The organism is Kibdelosporangium banguiense (assembly GCF_017876405.1).
Taxonomy (GTDB): Bacteria; Actinomycetota; Actinomycetes; order Mycobacteriales; family Pseudonocardiaceae; genus Kibdelosporangium; species Kibdelosporangium banguiense.
Map to the genome: position 1 here is coordinate 8193521 of NZ_JAGINW010000001.1, position 20100 is coordinate 8213620.

Below are 20100 nucleotides of genomic sequence, written 5' to 3' on the forward strand. Positions count from 1 at the left end.
GAGGTCTCACGATGGCTAACGAAGAAAAACTGGTCGACTACCTCAAGCGGGTCACCGCGAACCTGCACGAGACGCGGGCCCGTCTGCGCGAGCTGGAGACAGCCGAGCAGGAGCCGATCGCGATCGTCGCGATGAGCTGCCGTTACCCCGGTGACGTGCGCTCGCCGGAGGACCTGTGGACGCTCGTGGCGCAGGAACGGGACGCGGTCGGGCAGTTCCCCTCCGACCGCGGCTGGAACCTTGACACGCTGTTCGACGCCGACCCCGACGCCCCAGGTACCAGCTACGTGCGGGAAGGCGGGTTCGTCTACGACGTCGGCGAGTTCGACGCGCCGTTCTTCGGTGTCTCGCCTCGCGAGGCGCTCGCCATGGACCCGCAGCAGCGGCTGGTGCTCGAACTGTCCTGGGAGGCCGTCGAACGAGCCGGGATCGCTCCGCATTCGCTGGCGCAGCAGCAGGTCGGCGTGTTCGTGGGCAGCGGCGACCAGGACTACTACGACGAGCTGTCGCCGGACGCGGTGGCCGGGACGGTCGAGGACTACCTGAGCACCGGCAACGCCGGCTCGGTGATCTCCGGCCGGGTGGCGTACGCGCTCGGCCTGGAAGGCCCGGCCGTCACGATCGACTCCGCGTGTTCGTCGTCGCTCGTGGCGATGCACCTCGCGGTTCAGTCCCTCCGGCAGCGGGATTGCTCGCTGGCGCTGGCCGGTGGCGTGATGGTGATGTCGCGGCCAGGGCCGTTCCTCGCGTTCAGCCGGCAGCGCGGCCTGGCCGCCGACGGCCGGTGCAAGCCGTTCTCCGACAGCGCCGACGGCACCGGATGGGCTGAAGGCGCCGGAATCGTGTTGCTGGAGCGGTTGTCGGACGCCCGGCGTAACGGTCACCACGTGCTCGCGGTCGTGCGGGGCTCGGCGATCAACTCTGACGGCGCGTCCAACGGCCTGACCGCGCCGAATGGCCCGTCCCAGCAACGCGTCATCCGTCAGGCGCTGGCCAATGCCAAGCTGACCGCGGCCGATGTCGATGCCGTGGAGGGGCACGGAACCGGTACGACGCTCGGCGACCCGATCGAGGCCCAGGCCTTGTTGGCCACCTATGGCCAGGGCCGGTCGGCCGAGAAGCCGCTGTGGCTCGGTTCGATCAAGTCGAACATCGGCCACGCCCAGGCCGCGGCCGGTGTCAGCGGTGTCATCAAGATGGTCATGGCGCTGCGCAACAACCTGCTGCCCAAGACGCTGCACGTGACCGAACCGTCCACCGACGTCGACTGGTCCGCCGGCTCCGTCGAGCTGCTGGCGCAGTCGCGGTCGTGGGAGACCAACGGGCATCCGCGCCGGGCCGGGATCTCGTCCTTCGGGGTGAGCGGCACCAACGCGCACATGATCATCGAGGAGGCGCCGCCGGTCGAGGCAGCCGAGACGGGAGAGCCGTCCTGGCCGGTCGGGGTACCGGTGCCCTGGCCTGTTTCCGGGCACGGCACATCCGGTCTGCGGGCGCAGGCCGAGCGGCTCGCGTCTGCTGTGGACGGACACACGGTGCTGGACGTCGGCTGCTCACTGGCCACCACTCGCTCGCCGTTGACCCACCGTGCCGTGGTACTCGCCGCGAACTCCGACAACGCTGCGGACGCGGCCACCGCACTGACCGCGCTTTCTGACGACCAGCCTGCACCCAATGTGATCCGTGGCGCGAGCACCGAGGGGTTGACCGCGTTCCTGTTCTCCGGCCAGGGTGCCCAGCGTGTCGGCATGGGAGCCGAGCTCTACGAGGCGTTCCCGGTTTTCGCCACGGCCTTCGACGAGGTGACCGCCGAGCTGGACAAGCACCTGGACCGCCCGATCAAGCCGGTGATCTTCGGAAAGCCGAAGCTGCTCGACCGGACCGGCTACACCCAGCCCGCATTGTTCGCGTTCGAGGTGGCGCTGTTCCGTCTGCTCGCCTCCTGGGGCGTCAAGCCCGACATGCTGCTGGGCCATTCGATCGGTGAACTGGTCGCCGCGCATGTCGGGGGAGTGCTGTCCCTGCAGGACGCGTGCACGCTCGTGGGCGCGCGTGCGCGGCTGATGCAGGCACTGCCCGCGGGCGGCGCCATGGTTGCTGTCGTGGCAACCGAAGAAGAAGTGGAACCACTGCTGTCGGAGAGCGTGAGCGTCGCCGCAGTCAACGGCCCGCAGTCAGTCGTCATCTCCGGTGACGAGGACGCTGTGCTGGCCGCCGCCGCGAAGCTGACGGCTCAGGGCCGCAAGACCACCAGGCTGCGGGTGTCCCACGCGTTCCACTCGGCCTTGATGGAGCCGATGCTGGCCGAGTTCGGCCGGATCGCCGCCGGGCTTTCGTTCACCGAGCCGTCGATTCCCATTGTGTCCAATGTGACCGGCGGGCTCGCGAGCATCGAACTGGCCACGCCGGAGTACTGGGTCGAGCACGTGCGTGCGGCGGTCCGGTTCCACGATGGTGTCCACGCGCTCGCTGCCGCCGGAGTCACCCGGTTCGTCGAGGTCGGTCCGCAAGGCGTGCTGTCCGCGTTGACCCGCGAAAGTCTTGCCGACGCGATCGTCGTGCCGGTGCTGCGCAAGGACCGCGCCGAGGCGCCGGCCGCGATCACGGCACTGGCTGAACTGTTCGTCAGCGGCATCGAGCCGGAGTGGACGTCTGTGTTCGCGCGCAGCAACGCGCGGCAGGTCACCTTGCCGACGTATGCGTTCCAGCGCAAGCGGTTCTGGCTGGACGCGCGGGGCGGGATCAGCGACGTCAGCGCCGCGGGCCTGGCCGCCGCCGGGCATCCGCTGCTCGGCGCGGCGATCACGATCGCGGGCACCGACGGTGTCGTGCTCACCGGCAGGCTGTCGCTCGACACGCACTCGTGGCTGGCCGATCACCGGCTGGGCGCCTCGGGTGCGGTGACCGTGCCCGGAACTGCCTTCCTCGAACTGGCGATCCGTGCGGGCGACCAAGCCGGTTACGGCCGGATCGAGGAGCTGACGCTGGGTACTCCGCTTGTGGTGCCGGAGCGCGGTGGCGTGCAGGTGCAGGTCGTCCTGGACGGGACGCACACTGTCACCATCCATTCGCGACTCGAGGACGACGGCCCGGACGCGCCGTGGACCCAGCACGCCTCCGGAACCCTTCTCCCGTCAGCGGATCGTGGTGGCGAGCCGCTGACCGAATGGCCGCCTGCAGGTGCCGAGGCAGTGCCGGTCGACGGGTTGTACGACGACTTCGCTGACACTGGCCTGACCTATGGGCCGATGTTCCGTGCTTTGCGTGCCGCATGGCGACGCGGCGATGAGGTCTTCGCCGAAGTGGTGCTGCCCGAGGGGCATGACGCCGAGCAGTTCGGTCTGCACCCGGCGGCTATCGACGCGGCCACTCACGCGCTGCGTGTCGCCGCGGGCGGGCACGGTGGTGTCGGGCGGGTTCCGTTCTGCTGGACCGGAGTCGAGCTGCACGCCACCGGCGCATCGGCGCTGCGGGCCAGGTTCACCCCCATCAGTGAGGACGACTACGCGATCGCCATCGCGGACTCGACCGGTGCGCCGGTCGCCACCGTCGACACGACGATCTTCCGTCCGTTCGTGGCTCCGGTCGCGGGTGACAGCACGCCGCTGTACCGGCTGGACTGGCGGCGCCTGACCGCGGCGCCTGCTGAGATGCCGAATGACGTCGTGGTGCTGGAGAACACAGGCGGCACCGACGCCGAAGCCGTGCGTGCCGGGCTGCACCGAGTCCTGGCCGCAGTGCAGTCCTGGCTGGCGTCCGACCCAGCGCCGGACGCGCGCTTCGTGGTCGTCACCCGTGGTGCGGTCTCGGTCGACGACTCGGACGTCACCGATCTGAGTGGGTCCGCAATCTGGGGCCTGATCCGCTCGGCGCAGGAGGAGAACCCGGATTCCCTTGTGCTGCTGGACCTCAAGGCCGGTGCAGACGTGAACGCGGTGCTGCCGCGGGTGATCGCCTCGGGCGAGCCGCAGGTCGCGGTCCGTGGCGATGAGTTGCTCGTGCCTCGGTTGGCCCGGGTCGCCGGCACGGACGGCGAGCAGGTCCGGATCGAGCCACACGGCACAGTGCTGATCACCGGTGCCTCCGGTGCGCTGGGTGGCGAGATCGCCCGGCACCTGGTCACCGAGCATGGGGCCCGTCACCTGCTGCTGGTCAGCCGAAGCGGTCCAGAGGCCGTCGTCAGGCTTACCACCGAACTGGTCGAGATCGGTGTCGACGTCAAGGTCGCCGCGTGTGACGTGGCTGACCGCGACGCGCTCGCTAAGGTTCTCGCCACTATTCCGGCCGAACACCCGCTCACTGCGGTGGTGCACGCCGCCGGTGTGCTCGACGACGGCGTTCTGACGGCGTTGACGCCAGAACGAATCGACACAGTGCTGCGGCCGAAGGTGGATGCCGCGCTGAACCTGCACGAGCTGACCAAGGACACAGAGCTGTCGGCGTTTGTGCTGTTCTCCTCGGTTTCCGGCGTGCTCGGCGCACCAGGACAGGGCAACTACGCCGCTGCCAACGCCTTCCTCGACGCGCTTGCCGCGCACCGCAAGGCGGCTGGCCTCACGGCTTCGTCGCTGGCCTGGGGCCTGTGGGGACAGGCAGGCGGGATGGGCGGCACGTTGTCGGATGACGACGTCACCCGGCTGTCCGCGGCCGGCCTGGTTCCGCTGTCCACTCAGGACGGCCTGGCCATGTTCGACGCGGCACTGGCCAGCGGTCACGCCGCGATCGTCCCGGCAACGCTGGACATCGCCGCTCTGCGCAAGCCGGGGGCCCGCGTTCCGCGGCTGCTGCAGGACCTGGTCGGCCGGCAGGCCCGGCGGGTCGCTTCCGAAGGCTTCACAGTTTCCGCTTCAGCTCCGGTCGGCTCGTTCGCCGCGAGCATCGAGGCACTCGCCGAAGCAGACCGCCGTGACGCCGTGCTCAACCTGGTGCGGACCCACGCGGCCGCGGTCCTCGCCTACGGCTCCGCCGACGAGATCGAGCCGGCCACCCAGTTCCAGCAGCTCGGCTTCGACTCGCTGACCGCGATCGAGCTGCGCAACGGACTGACCGCGGCCACCGGGCAGCGTCTGCCCGCCACGCTGATCTTCGACTACCCGACCTCGTCCGCGTTGGCCGACCATCTGCTCGCCGAGCTCACCGGCGGTCACGAGACCGTGACCACGGCCAGGCAGGAAGTCTCGGACGAACCGATCGCGATCATCGGCATGGCCTGCCGGTTGCCTGGCGGGGTCACCTCGCCGGAGGACCTGTGGCAGCTGGTCGCCAACGGTGGCGACGCGATCGGTGACTTCCCGGCCGACCGTGGCTGGGACGTCGACTCGCTGCACGACCCGAGCGGACGGCGGTCAGGTACCACGTACGTGGCCAAGGGTGGTTTCGTCTATGACGCGGGGGAGTTCGACCCCGGGTTCTTCGGTGTGTCGCCCAAGGAAGCGCCGCTGATCGACCCGCAGCAGCGGTTGCTGCTGGAGTCGTCGTGGGAGGCGCTGGAGCGGGCCGGGATCGACCCGACGTCGCTGAAGGGCAGCCCGACCGGTGTGTACGCCGGTGTGCAGTACCACGACTATGTGGGTGCCAACAGCGCCGGCTCGATCGTCACCGGCCGCGTCGCCTACAGCCTGGGCCTGGAGGGCCCGGCGATCAGCGTGGACACTGCGTGTTCCTCGTCGCTGGTCGCGATGCACATGGCCGCGCAGGCGCTGCGCCGCGACGACTGCTCGCTCGCACTCGCGGGTGGCGTGACCGTGATGGCCACGCCGGAGACGTTCGTCGAGTTCAGCCGCCAGCAAGGGCTCGCACCAGACGGACTGTGCAAAGCGTTCTCCGACGACGCGGACGGGACGGCATGGTCTGAGGGCGTCGGTGTGCTCGTGCTGGAGCGGCTGTCGGACGCCCGCCGCAACGGCCACCAGGTGCTCGCTGTGCTGCGGGGCAGCGCGATCAACCAGGACGGTACGTCCAACGGTTTGACCGCCCCGAACGGACCGGCCCAGCAGCGGGTCATCAGGGCGGCTCTGGCCGACGCCGGGCTGGCCGCGTCCGATGTGGACGCTGTCGAGGCGCATGGCACGGGCACCAAGCTCGGCGACCCGATCGAAGCGCAGGCACTGCTTGCCACTTACGGCAAGGAAGCACCGATCGAGCGTCCGCTGTGGATCGGATCGGTGAAGTCGAACATCGGTCACACACAGGCCGCCGCCGGTGCGGCCAGTGTGATCAAGATGGTGATGGCGATGCGCAACGGCGAACTGCCCGTGAGCTTGCACGTCGGGCAGCCGTCGGCGGAGATCGACTGGTCGGCCGGCAACGTGAAAGTCCTGACCGAGCCGGTGAAATGGCTGCCCAACGGCCGGATCCGGCGGGCCGGTGTGTCCTCGTTCGGGGTCAGTGGCACCAACGCGCACGTGATCCTGGAGGAAGGCGACCGGCGCGAGGTCGAGGCGGCCGATTCGTGGGACGGTCCGGTCGTGTGGCCGGTCTCCGGCCGGGGATCGGTGGCCCTGCGCGCACAGGCTGAGCAACTGCTGAACCATGTGGGCGAGGACCCGGACGGCAGCCTGGGCGACATCGGATACTCGCTGGCCACCTCGCGGACCGCCTTCGAACAGCGTGCCGTGTTGATCGGCAGCAGGCGGCCGGAGTTCCTGCGCGGCCTGGTGGCCCTGATCGACGACGAGGAAGCACCCGGCGTTGTCCGTGGGGTCGCGTCTGCCGGTGGCAAGACCGCCTTCCTGTTCGCCGGGCAGGGGTCGCAGCGTCTCGGCATGGGAGCCGAACTGGCGCAACGGTATCCGGCCTTCGCCGACGCGTACGACGAGGTGTGCGCCGAACTGGACAAGCACACCGACCGTCCGATCCGTGAGGTGATCGACGGCGACGCCGAAGCCTTGGCACAGACCGGCTACACCCAGCCGGCACTGTTCGCGATCGAGGTCGCGCTGTTCCGGTTGCTGGAGTCGTGGGGCGTCAGGCCGGACGTACTTGTGGGGCATTCGATCGGTGAGCTGGCCGCCGCGCACTGCGCCGGTGTCCTGTCGCTCGCCGACGCGGCTGCTCTCATCACTGCGCGCGGCGCGCTGATGCAGGCGTTGCCTACAGGTGGCGCGATGGTGGCCATCGGAGCCAGGCTGGACGACGTTCTCGCCGCCGCTGGCGACACGGTGGACATCGCGGCCGTCAACGGCCCGCAGTCGGTCGTCATCGCCGGTGACGAGGCGTCGGTCGACGCTGTCGCCGCGTCGTTCGAAGGCAAGAGCAAGACCACGAAGCTGCGTGTGTCGCATGCGTTCCACTCACGGCTGATGGAGCCGATGCTCGCCGAGTACCGCACCATTGCCGAAGGCCTGACCTATGCGGCACCGCGCGTTCCGATCATCTCGACCGTGACCGGGACGCCCGTGTCCGCTGAGGAACTGGCGTCGCCGGACCACTGGGTGAACCAGGTACGGGCGGCTGTGCGGTTCCGTGACGCGGTTGTGCGAGCGGCTTCCGATGGTGTGACCAGGTTCGTCGAGCTCGGGCCGGACGCCACCCTGACCGCGATGGCCGACCAGAGCCTTGAGGAGCGGGCCGACGGTACGGTCCTGACGCCGTTGCTGCTCAAGGACAAGCCGGAGCCGAAGGCGGCGCTGACCGGCCTGGCCCAGCTGCACGTGAGCGGCAAGACCGTGGACTGGCAGGCGGTGTTCGCGCCGACCGGGGCACGTTCGGTCGAGTTGCCGACGTACCCGTTCCAGCGGCAGCGGTACTGGCTGGACAGCATCGGGATCACGGGCTCGGGCGAGGAGGAGCACCCGTTGCTCGGTTCGGCTGTGGAGCTGGCCGGCGCGGAGGGGATGCTCTTCACCGGCCGTATCTCCGCCGGGACACATCCATGGCTCACCGAACACGCCGTCAACGGGTCGTTCGTGTTCCCTGGCACGGGTTTCGTGGAGATGGCGATCCGGGCAGGCGACGCCGTCGGCTGTCACCGGATCGACGAGCTGACTCTGGAATTCCCGCTCGTCGTGCCTGAGCGCAACGGCGTGCGTGTCCAGTTCGCGCTGGACGGACCTGGTGACGGGGGAGTGCGGCCGTTCAGCGTGCACTCACGCGCCGCGGGTGCGCCGGACGGCACACCGTGGACCCGGCACGCCACTGGCACGCTCGCGCCGGGCGGCAAGCCGGAATCCTTCGATCTCACCGAATGGCCGCCGGCCGGCGCCGAACAGGTGGACATCGAGGGCTCGTACGACGATTTGGCGGCGGACGGCCTGGTCTACGGCCCGACCTTCCGGGGAATGCGCACGGCGTGGCAGCGTGGCGGCGAGTCCTTCACCGAGGTGGTTCTGCCACGGTCTGCTACGTCCGATGTGGACAAATTCGGTATCCACCCGGCACTGTTGGACGCGACGCTGCACGCGATCGGGCTTTCCTCGGCCGCGGGACAGGAGCCGGTGCTCCCGTTCGCGTGGGAGAACGTGCGGCTGCACGCCGGGGGCGCGACCAGTCTGCGGGTGCACGTGCGGCCAGTCGGAACCGGTGCGGTGGAGCTCGACATCGCCGACAACACCGGCGCTCCGGTCGCTTCGATCGGGTCGTTGTTGCTGCGGCCGATGTCTGCTGTGCCGCAGGCCGCGGAAGGCTCGGCAGGGGACTCGTTGTTCGCGGTGTCCTGGCAGCAAGCGGAGCCTGACGCGGTGGCCGGCGGGACCAAGTGGACAGTCGTCGGCGACGACCGGCTGGGCATCGCCGGTGCACTCGAAGCCACGACAGTGGCCGGCATCGACGAGGTGGGTCAGGACAATGTGCTGATCCTGCCCAGCGGCGACTCGAACGCCACGGATGCTGCCTCGATACATGCCGAAACCAACCGCGTGCTGGACACGCTGAAAGCGTGGCTGGCTGACGAAAGGCTGGCTGACACCACGTTGTTGGTGCTGACCAGGGGAGCTGTGTCCTGCGGCGGTGAGGACGCCGCTGATCTGGCCGGTGCCGCGGTCGCCGGACTCGTGCGGTCGGCGCAGGCGGAGAACCCCGGCCGGATCGTCCTGGCCGACCTGGACGCGGGCACTCCGTCACCACGGACCCTGGCCGCGATCGTGGCCTCCGGTGAACCGCAGGTCGCGGTTCGCACCGGTTCGGTCCTGGTACCGCGCCTGGAACGGGCCACTGGCACGAGCGGAGCGTGGGACGCCGAAGGCACAGTTCTGGTCACCGGCGCCACCGGTGCACTGGGCGGCATCGTGGCCAAGCACTTGGTCACCGCGCACGGTGTGCAGAACCTGCTGCTGGCCAGCAGGCGAGGCCTGGACGCGCCCGGTGCGGACGTCCTGCGGGACGAGCTGACCTCCTTGGGCGCCAACGTGTCCGTGGTCGCGTGCGATGTGGCGGACCGGGATGCCACAGCCGCCATGCTGGCGGCGATCCCGGCCGGCGCACCGCTGCGTGGCGTGGTCCACTCGGCGGGCGTGCTGGACGACGGCGTGATCACGTCGTTGACCCCGGAACGCCTTGACGCGGTGCTCAAGCCGAAGGTCGACGCGGCACTGACTCTGCACGAGCTGACCAAGGATCTGGACCTCTCCGCGTTTGTGCTGTTCTCCTCGGCCGCAGGTGTGCTCGGCGCGCCAGGGCAGGGCAGCTACGCGGCAGCGAACGCGTTCCTCGACGCACTGGCGACCCGGCGTAAGGCGGCGGGTCTACCGGGCGTCTCGCTCGCGTGGGGTCTGTGGGCGGCCGAGGACAACGGCATGGCTGCTGACCTGAGCGACGCCGACCGGCAACGGATCGCGGAGACCGGCATCACCGCACTGTCCACTGAGGACGGGCTGCGGCTGTTCGACGCGACCACCGGCGGTGGCGAAGCCGTGCTTCTGCCGATGCCGCTGGACACCCGTGCCCTGCAGGGCGCCGGTGACGACGACCTGCCGGCGATCCTGCGCGGCCTGGTGCGTCCCGCCGGCCGCAGGGCCGCCAACGACGCGCAGGAGGACACCGGTTCGCTGGCCCAGCAACTGGCCGAGATGCCCGAACGGCGCCGTCGGCCCGCATTGCTGGAGCTGGTCCGCACCCAGGCCGCGGCCCTGCTCGGCTACTCGGGCATCGAGGAGGTCGAGCCGGATCGCCCGTTCAACGAGATCGGCTTCGACTCCTTGTCGGCCACCGGTTTCCGCAACAAGCTCAGCCTGCTCACCAAGCTGAAGCTGCCGGCCAGCCTGATCTTCGACTACCCCAACTCGCGGGTGCTGGCCGATCACCTCGCCGAGCAGTTGCTGCCGCATGAGGAGGCAGAGCAGAGCGCAGACAGTGCGGAAGCGTTGACTGAGCAAGGGGTACGCGACATCCTCGCGTCGATCCCGTTGGCACAGCTGCGAAAGGCGGGCCTGCTGGACAGCCTGCTCGAACTGGGCGGTGCCGGCTCGGTCGAAGTACTGGAAGAGGACATTTCGATCGACGGCGCCGTGGACATTGACGACCTGGACAGCGAAGCGCTGATCAACATGGCGATCGGCGCGGGCCGGGACGAGGACTGAACCCATGTCCGCCACCCCTATCAGCCCCGGTCCGGCCATTATTGACGGCCGATTCGGCGGTGTGGCCAACTGGGTACCGAACGGTTCATGTCATACACAGTTTTGCCGGCTCCCTTGCCAGAACAGAGAGAGGTAACCGATGGTCACCGGCTATGCGATCGAGGCACGGGGGCTGCGCAAGTCCTACGGCGATGTCGACGTGCTCGAGGAAGTCAACCTACAAGTCGAGCGTGGCAAGGTGTTCGCACTGCTCGGCCCCAACGGGGCAGGCAAGACGACGACAGTGCGCATCCTCACCACACTGCTGCAGGCCGACAGCGGCACCGTCAGCATCAACGGATATGACACCAAGCAGCAGACCCACGCGGTGCGTGCGCAGATCGGCCTGACCGGTCAGGAGACCGGCGTGGACGAACTGCTCACCGCACGGGAGAACCTGGAGATGATGGCCAGGCTCTTCAAACTGGACAAGGCCGCGGCCCGTACCCGGGCCGAGCAGCTGATCATCCAGTTCGACCTGGCCGAGGCCGCCGACCGGCCGGTCAAGACCTACTCCGGCGGCATGCGGCGCCGGCTGGACCTGGCGATCAGCCTGATCACCGAGCCGCCGGTGCTGTTTCTCGACGAGCCCACGACCGGGCTGGATCCCCGCAGCCGCACGCAGATGTGGGAGGCGATCCGGGAGCTGCTCGACGCCGGCACCACGATCCTGCTCACCACGCAGTACCTCGAGGAGGCCGACCAGCTCGCCGACCGGATCGCGGTGATCGACCACGGCCGTGTGGTCGCCGAGGGCACCGCCGGTGACCTCAAACGTCAGGTCGGCACCGAGCGGCTGAAGCTCACCTACGCCGACGAAGCCGTCGCCACCCGAGCCCACCGCCTCATCGGTGGTGTCCTGTCCGACCCGTCCGTCGTCAGCGTCGCCGTGGACGGGCCGGCACAGGTAAGGAAGCTGCTCAACGAGGTCGCCGACGCGGGTCTCGACCCGCTGGAGATCTCGCTGTCGCAGCCGACTTTGGACGACGTCTTCAACGCACTGACCGGAAACACCGCAGGAGCCCAACGATGACCCAGACCCTGTCCAGGGAGACTGTCCCTGCGACGCCGAGTCCGAAGCGACTGTCGTTCGCTTCCGCGATCGCCGACTGCCGGGTGCTGATCCGGCGTAACGTCAAGCACATCGCGCGCAACCCGGAGATGCTGTTCCAGGCTGTGTCACTGCCGATCGTGCTGCTGCTGTTGTTCCGATTCGTGTTCGGTGGCGCCATCAACGTCGGCGCCATGTCCTATGTGGATTACCTGGTTCCGGGGCTGATCATCGTCTGCATGGCGTTCAACGCCACCACGACCGTGGTCGGAGTCGCCTCGGACCTGCAAGGCGGGATCATGCAGCGGTTCCGGTCGATGCCGATGTCCGGCTCCGCCGTGCTGATCGGGCACGTGGTCTCCGGTGTGCTGCGCAGCATGCTGTCCACCGTGATCATGATCGCGGTGGGTCTGCTCGTCGGCTTCCGGCCGGGTGGCGGCCTGATCGACTGGCTGGGTGCGCTCGGCCTGTTCGTTCTGTTCGCCACCGCGATCTCGTGGTGCGCCGTGCTTCTGGGCACGGTCGCCAAGACTGTCGAAGGTGCCGGCGGGCTCGGCATGATCCTGGTGTTCCTGCCGTATGCGACCAGCGCGCTGGTGCCTACGGCCTCGATGCCGGGTGTCCTGCAGGTCGTCATCGACAACCAGCCGGTGACGCCGGTCGTGGACTCCGTCCGCGGCCTGCTCAACGGCATGCCGGTCGGCAGCACCGGCTGGATCGCACTGGCGTGGCTGGTGGGTGTCGTCGCACTCACCGGGACCGTCGCGGTCCGGCGCTTCAAGCGTGCCGCCGCCTGACATCCGCGGCACAGTCCCACCACGGGAGTGGTCATGCCTTACGGCGTGGTCACTCCCGTTGTGGTGCGGCAGGCATAGGTCGCCTTTAGGTGCTTCGCGCATCCTGTAACGGGTAGTGAAGAGAAGAACCCGTGGAGTGGAGTGCGGAGATGGTGAGCCGAGTTGACGAGATGCCGGTGGAGTGGTTGTCCCCGAGCGCCGGAGACAACGGCGGCGCGGCCGCGTTCCTCACGCAGCTGGCCTGCCGGGTGACGCCACCAGGCGCCCGGCCAAGGTTGCTCGAGCTTGCCGTTACCCCCGGACAAGTGTCGTTCGCCTTGTCCGCCAACGGATTGGACGTCTCGAGCGCTGACCCGCGCCGCTGTGCCGCCGGCCAGATCCCCGGCCTGAAAGGCCAGTTCGACGTCGTTTTCGCCATCCAGGACGAGCTCAGCCGGATCACCGGCCAGCGGGAGCAGGTGCGGTGCCTGAGAAGGGTTTCGTCGTTCCTGCGCCCAGGCGGGGCTCTGGTGGTGCACGCTTCAGTGCCGGATCTCGCGCGCTGGGACGAAGAGCGCCTTGACCACGAGCCTGCTGGGCAGCGGCTACGGACGACGTGCGCGCTCACCGGTGACCCGGTGCTGCTGCGCTACGTCTGGCCCGCGGAGCTGGATCTGATGTGCGAGCTGGCGGAGCTGGCGCTGGAGGATCGCTGGGGTGGCTGGCGCGCGGAGCCCTTCACCGGCAAAGCCACCCACATGTCGGTATTCCGTAACTAATGGGTCAAATTTCGCCGAACTCCGCAGTTGCTTTCGCTGAACTCCTCTCGGCTGCGGGGAGGAGTCTGCTAGTCCGATTGGACCGGGAAATACACGAACGGCCCGGCGAAATCATTCGCCGGGCCGTTCGTGTAACGCCGGATCACCGTTGTTCGGTCAAAAGCGAAATCCCACTGGTTACCTGCCATACGGTCGTTGATCAGACGGCGACCTCGGACCGCTCGCCGAGCAGAATTCTCTGGTGCAGGTCCTGCATCGAGCGACCCGGCTCGATGCCCAGCTGCTGGATCATCCTGCGGCGGGCGGCGGCGAAGACCTCCACCGCTTCGGCCCGGCGGTTGCACCGCAACAGGGCGGTCATCAGGTACTCACAGAAGGTCTCGCGCAGCAGATGCTGCTTGGTCAGCGCTGTCAGGGTGCCCACGATCTCGCGGTGCCGGCCGATCAGCAGTTCGGTCTCCATCAGCAGTTCCATGCACTCGAGCCTGCTGTCCTCCAGGAGCATCGCGTGCGTCTGGATGAGCGGGGTGTCGATGAGGCCGCCGAACGCGGGACCGCGCCACAGCGCGATGGCCTGGCGCAGGACCTCCGCGGCCTGGCCGTAGCTACGATCCCGGTGCAGGTCACGGCCCTGTTGGTAAAGCCTGCTGAAGCGGTCGGCGTCCAGTTCGTCGGGTGCCACGATCAGCGAGTAACCGCGCGGGCTGGTGATGAGCTGGCTTTCGCACTTGGTCGACCCGCGAAGCAGCTTGCGCAGCTGTGACACGTGCACGTAGAGGGTGTCGCTGGCCCGGGTGGGAGGTTTGTCTCCCCAGATCTCCACGACCAGCTGCTCGGTCGTGACCACCTGGTTGGCCTTGGTCAGCAGGATGGCAAGCAGTGTCTCGACTTTGCGTGCCCGGGGCGCGCAGACCCCAGGGGCGCCGCTGACCTGTATCTGACCGAGAATTTCGTAGTTCATGGTGACCTCAGTAATCGTCCGGGGATCCGTACCACCTTGGGCATGCCTGCAGCGTACTAAACCGACCGCCTGGTTTGTCAAGGCAAAACCAGGCGGTCGGTCTTTTTTCTAAGGGTGTCGCCGTGGTCCGGCCGCAGGTGGCCCTGGTTGCCGCGATGCGGAAACTTCCTGGTAGAAGCCATGATCCAGTCTCTCCCTGGCCGCCCGGTAGGGGTGGGATGAACCAACCCCCTAGTTGCATACCGGTCGGTTGGTTTTGTAGTATTGAATCATGTGCCGCACGGACCGGCACAGGATCGTGGCGAGAAAGCGGGATTCGCGGTGACCAAGCAGGCTCGTTCAGAGCAGACCCGGGTACATCTCCTGGCCGCCGCGGCCGAGCTCCTGCGCCGCGACGGGTACGAGGCGTGCAGCATGACGGGCATCTCGCAGGCCGCAGGCGTGACCAAGGGTGGCCTGTACTTCCACTACTCCTCGAAAGATGAGATGTGTGACGCGGTGCAGGCCGAGGCCATCACGGTGTTACATGCCTTCATCAAGAAGCAGGACGCCCGCGAGCCGTCGGCCGTCCGGCGGCTGATCTACCTCACCCACGCCCTGATGCGCTGGCTGGGCGACGAAGCCGTGGTCGGTGCGAGCTTCCGGATGGCCCGTGAGATGGGCGAGCGGCACGGCCGGTTCCTGGCGTTCTCACGTGCCTGGTACGCGCAGGTGCAGCGGTACATCAACGACGCGGAGGAGCTGGGGGAGCTCGACAAGTCGGCGCCACTGGACATCTCGGCGCTGCTGATCGCGGTGATGTGCGTCGGCGCGGAGGCGATGATGTCCACCAGGACCGGCGACCGCGACATGGAGCCGGTCAAGGCGGTGGCCGGGATGTGGGAGCTGGTCAAGCCCGGGCTGATCGGCGCCCGTGGCGGCCATGCTTTGCCAGGTGTGATCGCCTGACCCCCGCTGGGCCCCGCTGAGCGCGGGGCCGGGCGGGTGGTCGGTGAAAGTCAGGCGGTGAGCAGCTGGGGGTCACTGCCGGCCGGGTTGAACTTGTGCAGCCTGCGCGGCGGCACCACGGCCTGAAGTGTTGTCGCCCAGAAGAAAGTCACTCGCTCGTGCAGATCGGCGCGGCCGGTGAGCACCTGCGAGGTGAGCTGGATGCCGGTGAACGAAGCGACGGCGAACTGGGCGAGGTCGTAGGGGTTGACCTCCTTGCGCACGTCACCGTTGACCTTCCCGGCGAGCATGCAGCTGTGGGTGAAGTCGATCCACTGCTTGTAGGCGTTGCTCGCCGGCGCGATGAACGATCCCTGCTCGATCACCAGCCGGATACCCGCGCGGATCCGCATGTTGGTGCGCAGGCCGTGGGCCAGCATGTGACCGCGGTCGATGGCGGTCTGGATGCCCAGGTTCTCGACTTCCGGCAGTTCTTCCGCAGACGAGAACTGGTCCCCGATGAGCGCGTTGGCCAGCTCTTCCTTGGAGGAGAAGTGGAAATAGAGCGCACCCTTGGTCACCCCGGCTGCGGACAGGATGTCCGACAGGCTTGCACCTACGAAGCCGACCTCGTCGATCCGGGCCGCCGCGGCATCCAGGATTGCGTTACGGGTCTGCTCAGCGCGTTCCTGTCGCGCCACGTCAACTCCTCTCATTGATGGGACGATCGGCCGTGTGTAGCCACTCGGACCGTTGACCTCAGAAGTTAACACACCGGTTGGTATGTAGGCCAGTGAAAAAAACCGGTGGGTAGGTATGGTTTTCTCGGCTCGATCCAAGTAGAAAGTAAGCACGACTAGGGGAAATCTCTCGCAGGGAGGCCGTTGTGACGGCGTTGCTTGATGGGACAAATGTTCAAACCGGTGAATTACCGGATGTGTCGTTATTGAACGGAGCGTCGCTCGCCGGCGTTCCGACTCCACCCCAGCAGGTTCAGTTCACGCAAACCGTTCCTCGACACCTGGTGCACCGCGCCGCGTTATCCGAAGTATTCGTCACAGATCTGCGGGTGGTCGGTGACAATGAGTTCCTGGTCGGTGCGCAGTGGCCGCGCCGGCACAGCTTCCTCGGCCCGAGGACGCGAACCTCCCACGACCCGATGCTCTTCGTGGAGTGCTGCCGGCAGGCAGGGCTGCTCGTCTCGCACTGTGTCCTGGACGTCCCGCTGAACTTCCACATCATGTCCCACTCCAAGACGTTCGCCGTCAAGGCGGAGGGGTTCCGGACCACCGACCGGCCGGTGGACGTGGTGCTGCACGTGAGCCACCGCGATGTACGCCGCCGTGGCAAGTCACTGACCGCGACCATGGACTTCGACTGCTACCGCGACGGTCTGCACATCGCGTCCTCATCGGAACGCTGGAGTTCGGTGTCCTCAGCGACATACCGGCGGCTGCGTGGCGACCACTTCGCCGCGACGCCGTTTCAGGCCGAGAAGCTGCCGACCGTCGACCCGGCGCTGGTCGGCCGGGAACGGCCGGAGGACGTCCTGCTCGCCGAGACGCCACTGCGCAACGTCTGGGCGCTGCAGTTCGATCCCGACCACCCGGTGCTGTTCGACCACCCGGTCGACCACGTTCCCGGGATGGTGATGCTGGAGGGGGTCCGGCAGGCCGCCCTGGTGATGGTGGGAGACCCGCGGGCCCTGCCGGTGCGGTCGGAGTTCGACTTCGCGTCCTATGTCGAGTTCGATGAGCCGTGCCTGATCATCGCCGATGAGGACCCGCCGGCCAGGGAGGGCACGCGGGTCGTGAGTGTCACGCTGCAGCAGGATGGCAGCACTGTCGCCACTGGCATGATGGAAATGCTGTTGCCGTGAGTGTCACCCTGGGGGCTGGGGAAGACAAAGACTTCCGGTCGGCCGAGTTTCTGGTCACCGGTGCAACGGGTTTCATCGGTTCGGCTGTGGTGCGCGAGCTGCTCACCCAGCACGCCGGGCGGCGGGTGCGAGTGCTGACCCGGCAACCGATTCCACAGTGGATGACCGAGGCGGGGGTGACCGCGGTGCGCGGGGATCTCACTCAGCCGTCCACTTTGCAGGGCATGTGCGCAGGCGTGGGGACCGTGCTGCACTTCGCTTCGCAGATCGGTGGCGACCCGAAGACGTGCGCCGCCGTCAACGAACATGGAACCAGGGCGCTGCTCGACGAGGCGCGGCGCTCTGGGGTTACCCGCGTGATCTGCTTGAGTACGTCCGCTGTCTACGGCATGGGCGCGCACAGAGGCTTTGGGGAGTCTGAACTTGTGCCCGCGCCGGTGTCGGTGACCAGCCGCACGAGGCTCGCTGCCGAACGAATGGTCCTCGCCGTCGGTGGCATGGTGTTGCGGCCGAACGTGGTGTACGGAAACGGAGATCGGCACGTCGTGCCGACGTTGGTGCGATGGCTGCGCAGCGTGCCCATGTGGGCCGACGGGGGATCTGCGCGGATGTCGCTGGTCGCGGTGACGGACCTCGCCGCGGCCGCGGTTGCGCTCGCTGGGATGAAGTGGGACATCGGGAGGGTGTTCCACGTCAACCACCCGCAACCGGTCCGCGCCCGGGAGTTGATCACCCGCGTGTGCGAACTACTGGAATTGCCGCTACCGGAAGGAGATCTGTCCGTAGCCGACCATCGGACCATGACCCGCGAAGCCATGCCAGCGCTCACCGACCACCAGCACTCCATGCTGGTGGAGGATCACTGGTACGACAGCTCGGGGATATGGGACTTCACCGGCCTTGCGCCGGGCCCAGGACTCATCGCCCGGCTACCCGAGGCGGCAGGCTGGTACCGCGACCGGCTTGGCGCCCCGGTCGGCCGGCCGCGCCCCCGGCTGCAGGAGCGGCGGCAGCGATGCCGTGGATCCTCGATCTTTCCGTGCCGTCAACGGGGATTCTTGCGGGCGGGCGACACTGTGGACCGCGTCGGCTGATCTGTCCGTAATGTGTCGTTAGTAGCGCTTCCGAGGAGGCACTGTGGACTGACAGGCATGGCTTAGCCTGGGCGGAGGTCCGTGACTGGCAGGCGGTGCGCGGCGCGTACGCGTGCGGCCACGAGTAAGCGGTGACAGGCCTCGGGGTCGCGCTCGACGCAGAAGAGCGCGGTCGCCGAGTCGCTCGGAAGCTCTGCCACGAGCGCGCTGAGGTCGAACGGGTCGAGGATCTCGCGGGTATAGCGCTCGGCGTACTCGTGCGCCAGCGCGATGCGGTTGCGCTTGCCCACGCCCTGGCGGTCGTCCTCGCGGTATTGGAGTTGGCGTAGTTCGGTTGTCGGCGCTAGTTCCTTTACGTGCCTGTAGCCGATGTCGGCCGTGGCGAGCATGTGCTGCAGTCGCGCCGAGTTCGCCCAGGAGTAGTCGGGGCCTCGGACGCCACGGCGCTGGCGGAGGTCGAGTAGCAGGCCCACGCCCTCGCCGGTGAGTTTCTCGATGAAAGTCGCGGCAGTGAAGCCGTAGACACCGATCGTTGTGATGCGCCTCATCGCCGCCCCTGTCTGAGGCGGTGGGCTCGGTTGAGCCCACCGCCGTTCTGTTACGGCACGAGCACCGGCTGGTCCACGGCCCACAGCCAGGAGCCGTCCGGCTGGCGACGGGCGATCTCGACGGTCATCTCACCGGTGGTCAATGTGGACGCCGTGATTGCCAGGTCGCCGCTGACCAACGCTGGATGCTGCCTGCCCGGCGCGAGCACCGGCGCGGCTGCGACGAACTCCTCGTACACCTTGCGGATCTCGGCATGTCCGGTTGCGAGGTTGCCCGGTGGGAACGCCAGCACGGCGTCCGGCTCGTACAACGCCACCAGCCCGTCGACGTCGCCCGCGTTGGCGCGCTCGATAAAGTACCTGCCCAGGTCGTTCGGTTCAGTGGCCACTGTCTTGCTTGTCATGCCGGAGAGCTTGCCAAGCAATACACGACATCCTGTGTCGTGTATTCCGCTAGAGTTTTCGTATGCGCGCAGACCGGCTGGTATCGCTGGTGTTGCTGCTGCGCCAGCACGGCCGGCTGTCCGCGACCGCGCTGTCCCGCGAGCTGGAGGTGTCCACGCGCACTGTGCTGCGCGACATCGAGGCGTTGTCCGCGGCCGGAGTTCCGGTCTACGCCGAACGCGGCAGGCACGGCGGTTTCGCATTGCTGCCTGGATTTCAGAGCGAACTCACCGGACTGAACCACGACGAGGCACTTGCCCTGCTGGTCGCCGGATCGCGGCGTGGCGCGCAGGCATTCGGCCTCGGCTCGGCGCTCGCTTCGGCCATGCGCAAGGTGGTCGACGCGCTACCCGAAAGCCATCGGGCCACGGCGGCCGGCGCGGTCCAACGACTGCTCATAGACCCGGAGACCGACCTGCTCGCGCGTCGGACGGATACCGAGGAAGTGCCCGACACTGTGGTGACCGAGGTCCGGCGTGCGGTGTTCGCCGGGCACAAGCTGCGCATCCATTACGCGGCTGCCGACCAGGCCCCGAAATGGCGCACGGTGGACCCGATCGGCTTGGTCACCGTCCGTGGCCAGGGCTATTTGCTGGCAACGAGATCTGGTTCAGACCGTACCTACCGGCTGTCACGAATCCTGGCCGCCAAGCAACTCGCCGAACCCGCCCAGCGACCGGACCGCGTCGATCTGGACCGAGCCTGGCAGGAACGCAGCACACGGTTCCGGACCGGCGGTGACCAGGTCACCGTGCTGGCACGAGTGAACCCATCCCGGCGCGGCGACCTGGTGGGCACCGCGCTGGCTGTACGCGCCGAAGAAGAAGCCGACGCGGACGGATGGCTTCGGATGGAGCTGACCTTCCAAGACTCCAGACACGCCGAATGGGCACTGTGGCAGCTCGCCACAAACGCGGAAGTCGTTGCCCCGCAATGGTTACGCACCTCCCTGCGGGACCGCGCCGCCGCTCTGGCCACCTGCTACGGGGTGTCATCCTGAGTTGGCGGGATCCTGCAAAGGCGACGGATCGGGTGCGGCGCATTTCGCCGGTGCTGGGCTCGTGTTCGTCAGATGGGACGAAACTCGA

At 67.9% G+C, this 20100-nt stretch carries 12 protein-coding genes; 8 read left to right on the top strand and 4 right to left on the bottom strand.

The window, feature by feature from the left end; genetic code table 11:
* Nucleotides 1-11 precede the first annotated feature (11 nt).
* The 4 genes from JOF56_RS37265 (at nucleotide 12) to JOF56_RS37280 (ending at nucleotide 13159) form a co-directional block, all read left to right on the top strand.
* Nucleotides 12-10514 carry a type I polyketide synthase gene (locus JOF56_RS37265; protein WP_209644119.1) on the top strand — a complete coding sequence of 3501 codons (10503 nt, stop codon included), beginning with the start codon at nucleotides 12-14 and terminating at the stop codon, nucleotides 10512-10514.
* 139 nt (nucleotides 10515-10653) lie between these two features.
* On the top strand, nucleotides 10654-11586 hold the full coding sequence (locus JOF56_RS37270) for an ATP-binding cassette domain-containing protein (RefSeq protein ID WP_209644120.1): 933 nt from the start codon (nucleotides 10654-10656) through the stop codon (nucleotides 11584-11586).
* Complete coding sequence (locus tag JOF56_RS37275) at nucleotides 11583-12401, top strand: ABC transporter permease (protein WP_209644121.1); 819 nt, start codon at nucleotides 11583-11585, stop codon at nucleotides 12399-12401. The genes JOF56_RS37270 and JOF56_RS37275 overlap by 4 nt, the downstream gene beginning before the upstream one ends.
* A gap of 149 nt (nucleotides 12402-12550) precedes the next feature.
* Nucleotides 12551-13159: a class I SAM-dependent methyltransferase gene (locus JOF56_RS37280; RefSeq protein ID WP_209644122.1), complete on the top strand. Its 609-nt coding sequence runs from the start codon at nucleotides 12551-12553 to the stop codon at nucleotides 13157-13159.
* A 199-nt stretch (nucleotides 13160-13358) separates the two neighbouring features.
* Here the strand turns inward: JOF56_RS37280 and JOF56_RS37285 are convergent, their stop codons facing one another.
* Nucleotides 13359-14120, bottom strand: a complete 762-nt coding sequence (locus tag JOF56_RS37285) for an AfsR/SARP family transcriptional regulator (RefSeq protein ID WP_209644123.1) — start codon at nucleotides 14118-14120, stop codon at nucleotides 13359-13361.
* A gap of 273 nt (nucleotides 14121-14393) precedes the next feature.
* Between JOF56_RS37285 and JOF56_RS37290 the strand changes: the two genes are divergently transcribed.
* Complete coding sequence (locus tag JOF56_RS37290; protein WP_307855426.1) at nucleotides 14394-15068, top strand: ScbR family autoregulator-binding transcription factor; 675 nt, start codon at nucleotides 14394-14396, stop codon at nucleotides 15066-15068.
* 50 nt (nucleotides 15069-15118) lie between these two features.
* On the opposite strand, the gene JOF56_RS37295 is transcribed toward JOF56_RS37290, so the two are convergent.
* On the bottom strand, nucleotides 15119-15748 hold the full coding sequence (locus JOF56_RS37295; RefSeq protein ID WP_209644124.1) for a ScbR family autoregulator-binding transcription factor: 630 nt from the start codon (nucleotides 15746-15748) through the stop codon (nucleotides 15119-15121).
* 236 nt (nucleotides 15749-15984) lie between these two features.
* Between JOF56_RS37295 and JOF56_RS37300 the strand changes: the two genes are divergently transcribed.
* Both JOF56_RS37300 and JOF56_RS37305 read left to right on the top strand, forming a co-directional pair.
* Nucleotides 15985-16926 carry a ScbA/BarX family gamma-butyrolactone biosynthesis protein gene (locus JOF56_RS37300; RefSeq protein ID WP_307855427.1) on the top strand — a complete coding sequence of 314 codons (942 nt, stop codon included), beginning with the start codon at nucleotides 15985-15987 and terminating at the stop codon, nucleotides 16924-16926.
* Nucleotides 16923-18020: an NAD-dependent epimerase/dehydratase family protein gene (locus tag JOF56_RS37305; RefSeq protein ID WP_307855428.1), complete on the top strand. Its 1098-nt coding sequence runs from the start codon at nucleotides 16923-16925 to the stop codon at nucleotides 18018-18020. Before JOF56_RS37300 ends, JOF56_RS37305 begins: the two co-directional genes overlap by 4 nt.
* 62 nt (nucleotides 18021-18082) lie before the next feature.
* On the opposite strand, the gene JOF56_RS37310 is transcribed toward JOF56_RS37305, so the two are convergent.
* Nucleotides 18083-18568: a DUF488 domain-containing protein gene (locus JOF56_RS37310; protein ID WP_209644126.1), complete on the bottom strand. Its 486-nt coding sequence runs from the start codon at nucleotides 18566-18568 to the stop codon at nucleotides 18083-18085.
* 50 nt (nucleotides 18569-18618) lie between these two features.
* Nucleotides 18619-18957, bottom strand: coding sequence for a YybH family protein (locus JOF56_RS37315; RefSeq protein ID WP_209648705.1), 339 nt, complete (start codon nucleotides 18955-18957; stop codon nucleotides 18619-18621).
* Nucleotides 18958-19034: 77 nt separating this feature from the next.
* Between JOF56_RS37315 and JOF56_RS37320 the strand changes: the two genes are divergently transcribed.
* A complete protein-coding gene (locus JOF56_RS37320; protein WP_209644127.1) occupies nucleotides 19035-20012 on the top strand; it encodes a helix-turn-helix transcriptional regulator in 978 nt (325 codons plus the stop codon).
* The last annotated feature ends 88 nt before the right edge of the window (nucleotides 20013-20100 follow it).

What these genes read in the sequence shown, in the direction of transcription:
- JOF56_RS37265 (WP_209644119.1), top strand. Translation starts at nt 12, where the DNA reads ATGGCTAACGAAGAAAAACTGGTCGACTACCTCAAGCGGGTCACCGCG.
- JOF56_RS37270 (WP_209644120.1), top strand. Translation starts at nt 10,654, where the DNA reads ATGGTCACCGGCTATGCGATCGAGGCACGGGGGCTGCGCAAGTCCTAC.
- JOF56_RS37275 (WP_209644121.1), top strand. Translation starts at nt 11,583, where the DNA reads ATGACCCAGACCCTGTCCAGGGAGACTGTCCCTGCGACGCCGAGTCCG.
- JOF56_RS37280 (WP_209644122.1), top strand. Translation starts at nt 12,551, where the DNA reads ATGGTGAGCCGAGTTGACGAGATGCCGGTGGAGTGGTTGTCCCCGAGC.
- JOF56_RS37285 (WP_209644123.1), bottom strand. Translation starts at nt 14,120, where the DNA reads ATGAACTACGAAATTCTCGGTCAGATACAGGTCAGCGGCGCCCCTGGG.
- JOF56_RS37310 (WP_209644126.1), bottom strand. Translation starts at nt 18,568, where the DNA reads ATGAGGCGCATCACAACGATCGGTGTCTACGGCTTCACTGCCGCGACT.
- JOF56_RS37320 (WP_209644127.1), top strand. Translation starts at nt 19,035, where the DNA reads ATGCGCGCAGACCGGCTGGTATCGCTGGTGTTGCTGCTGCGCCAGCAC.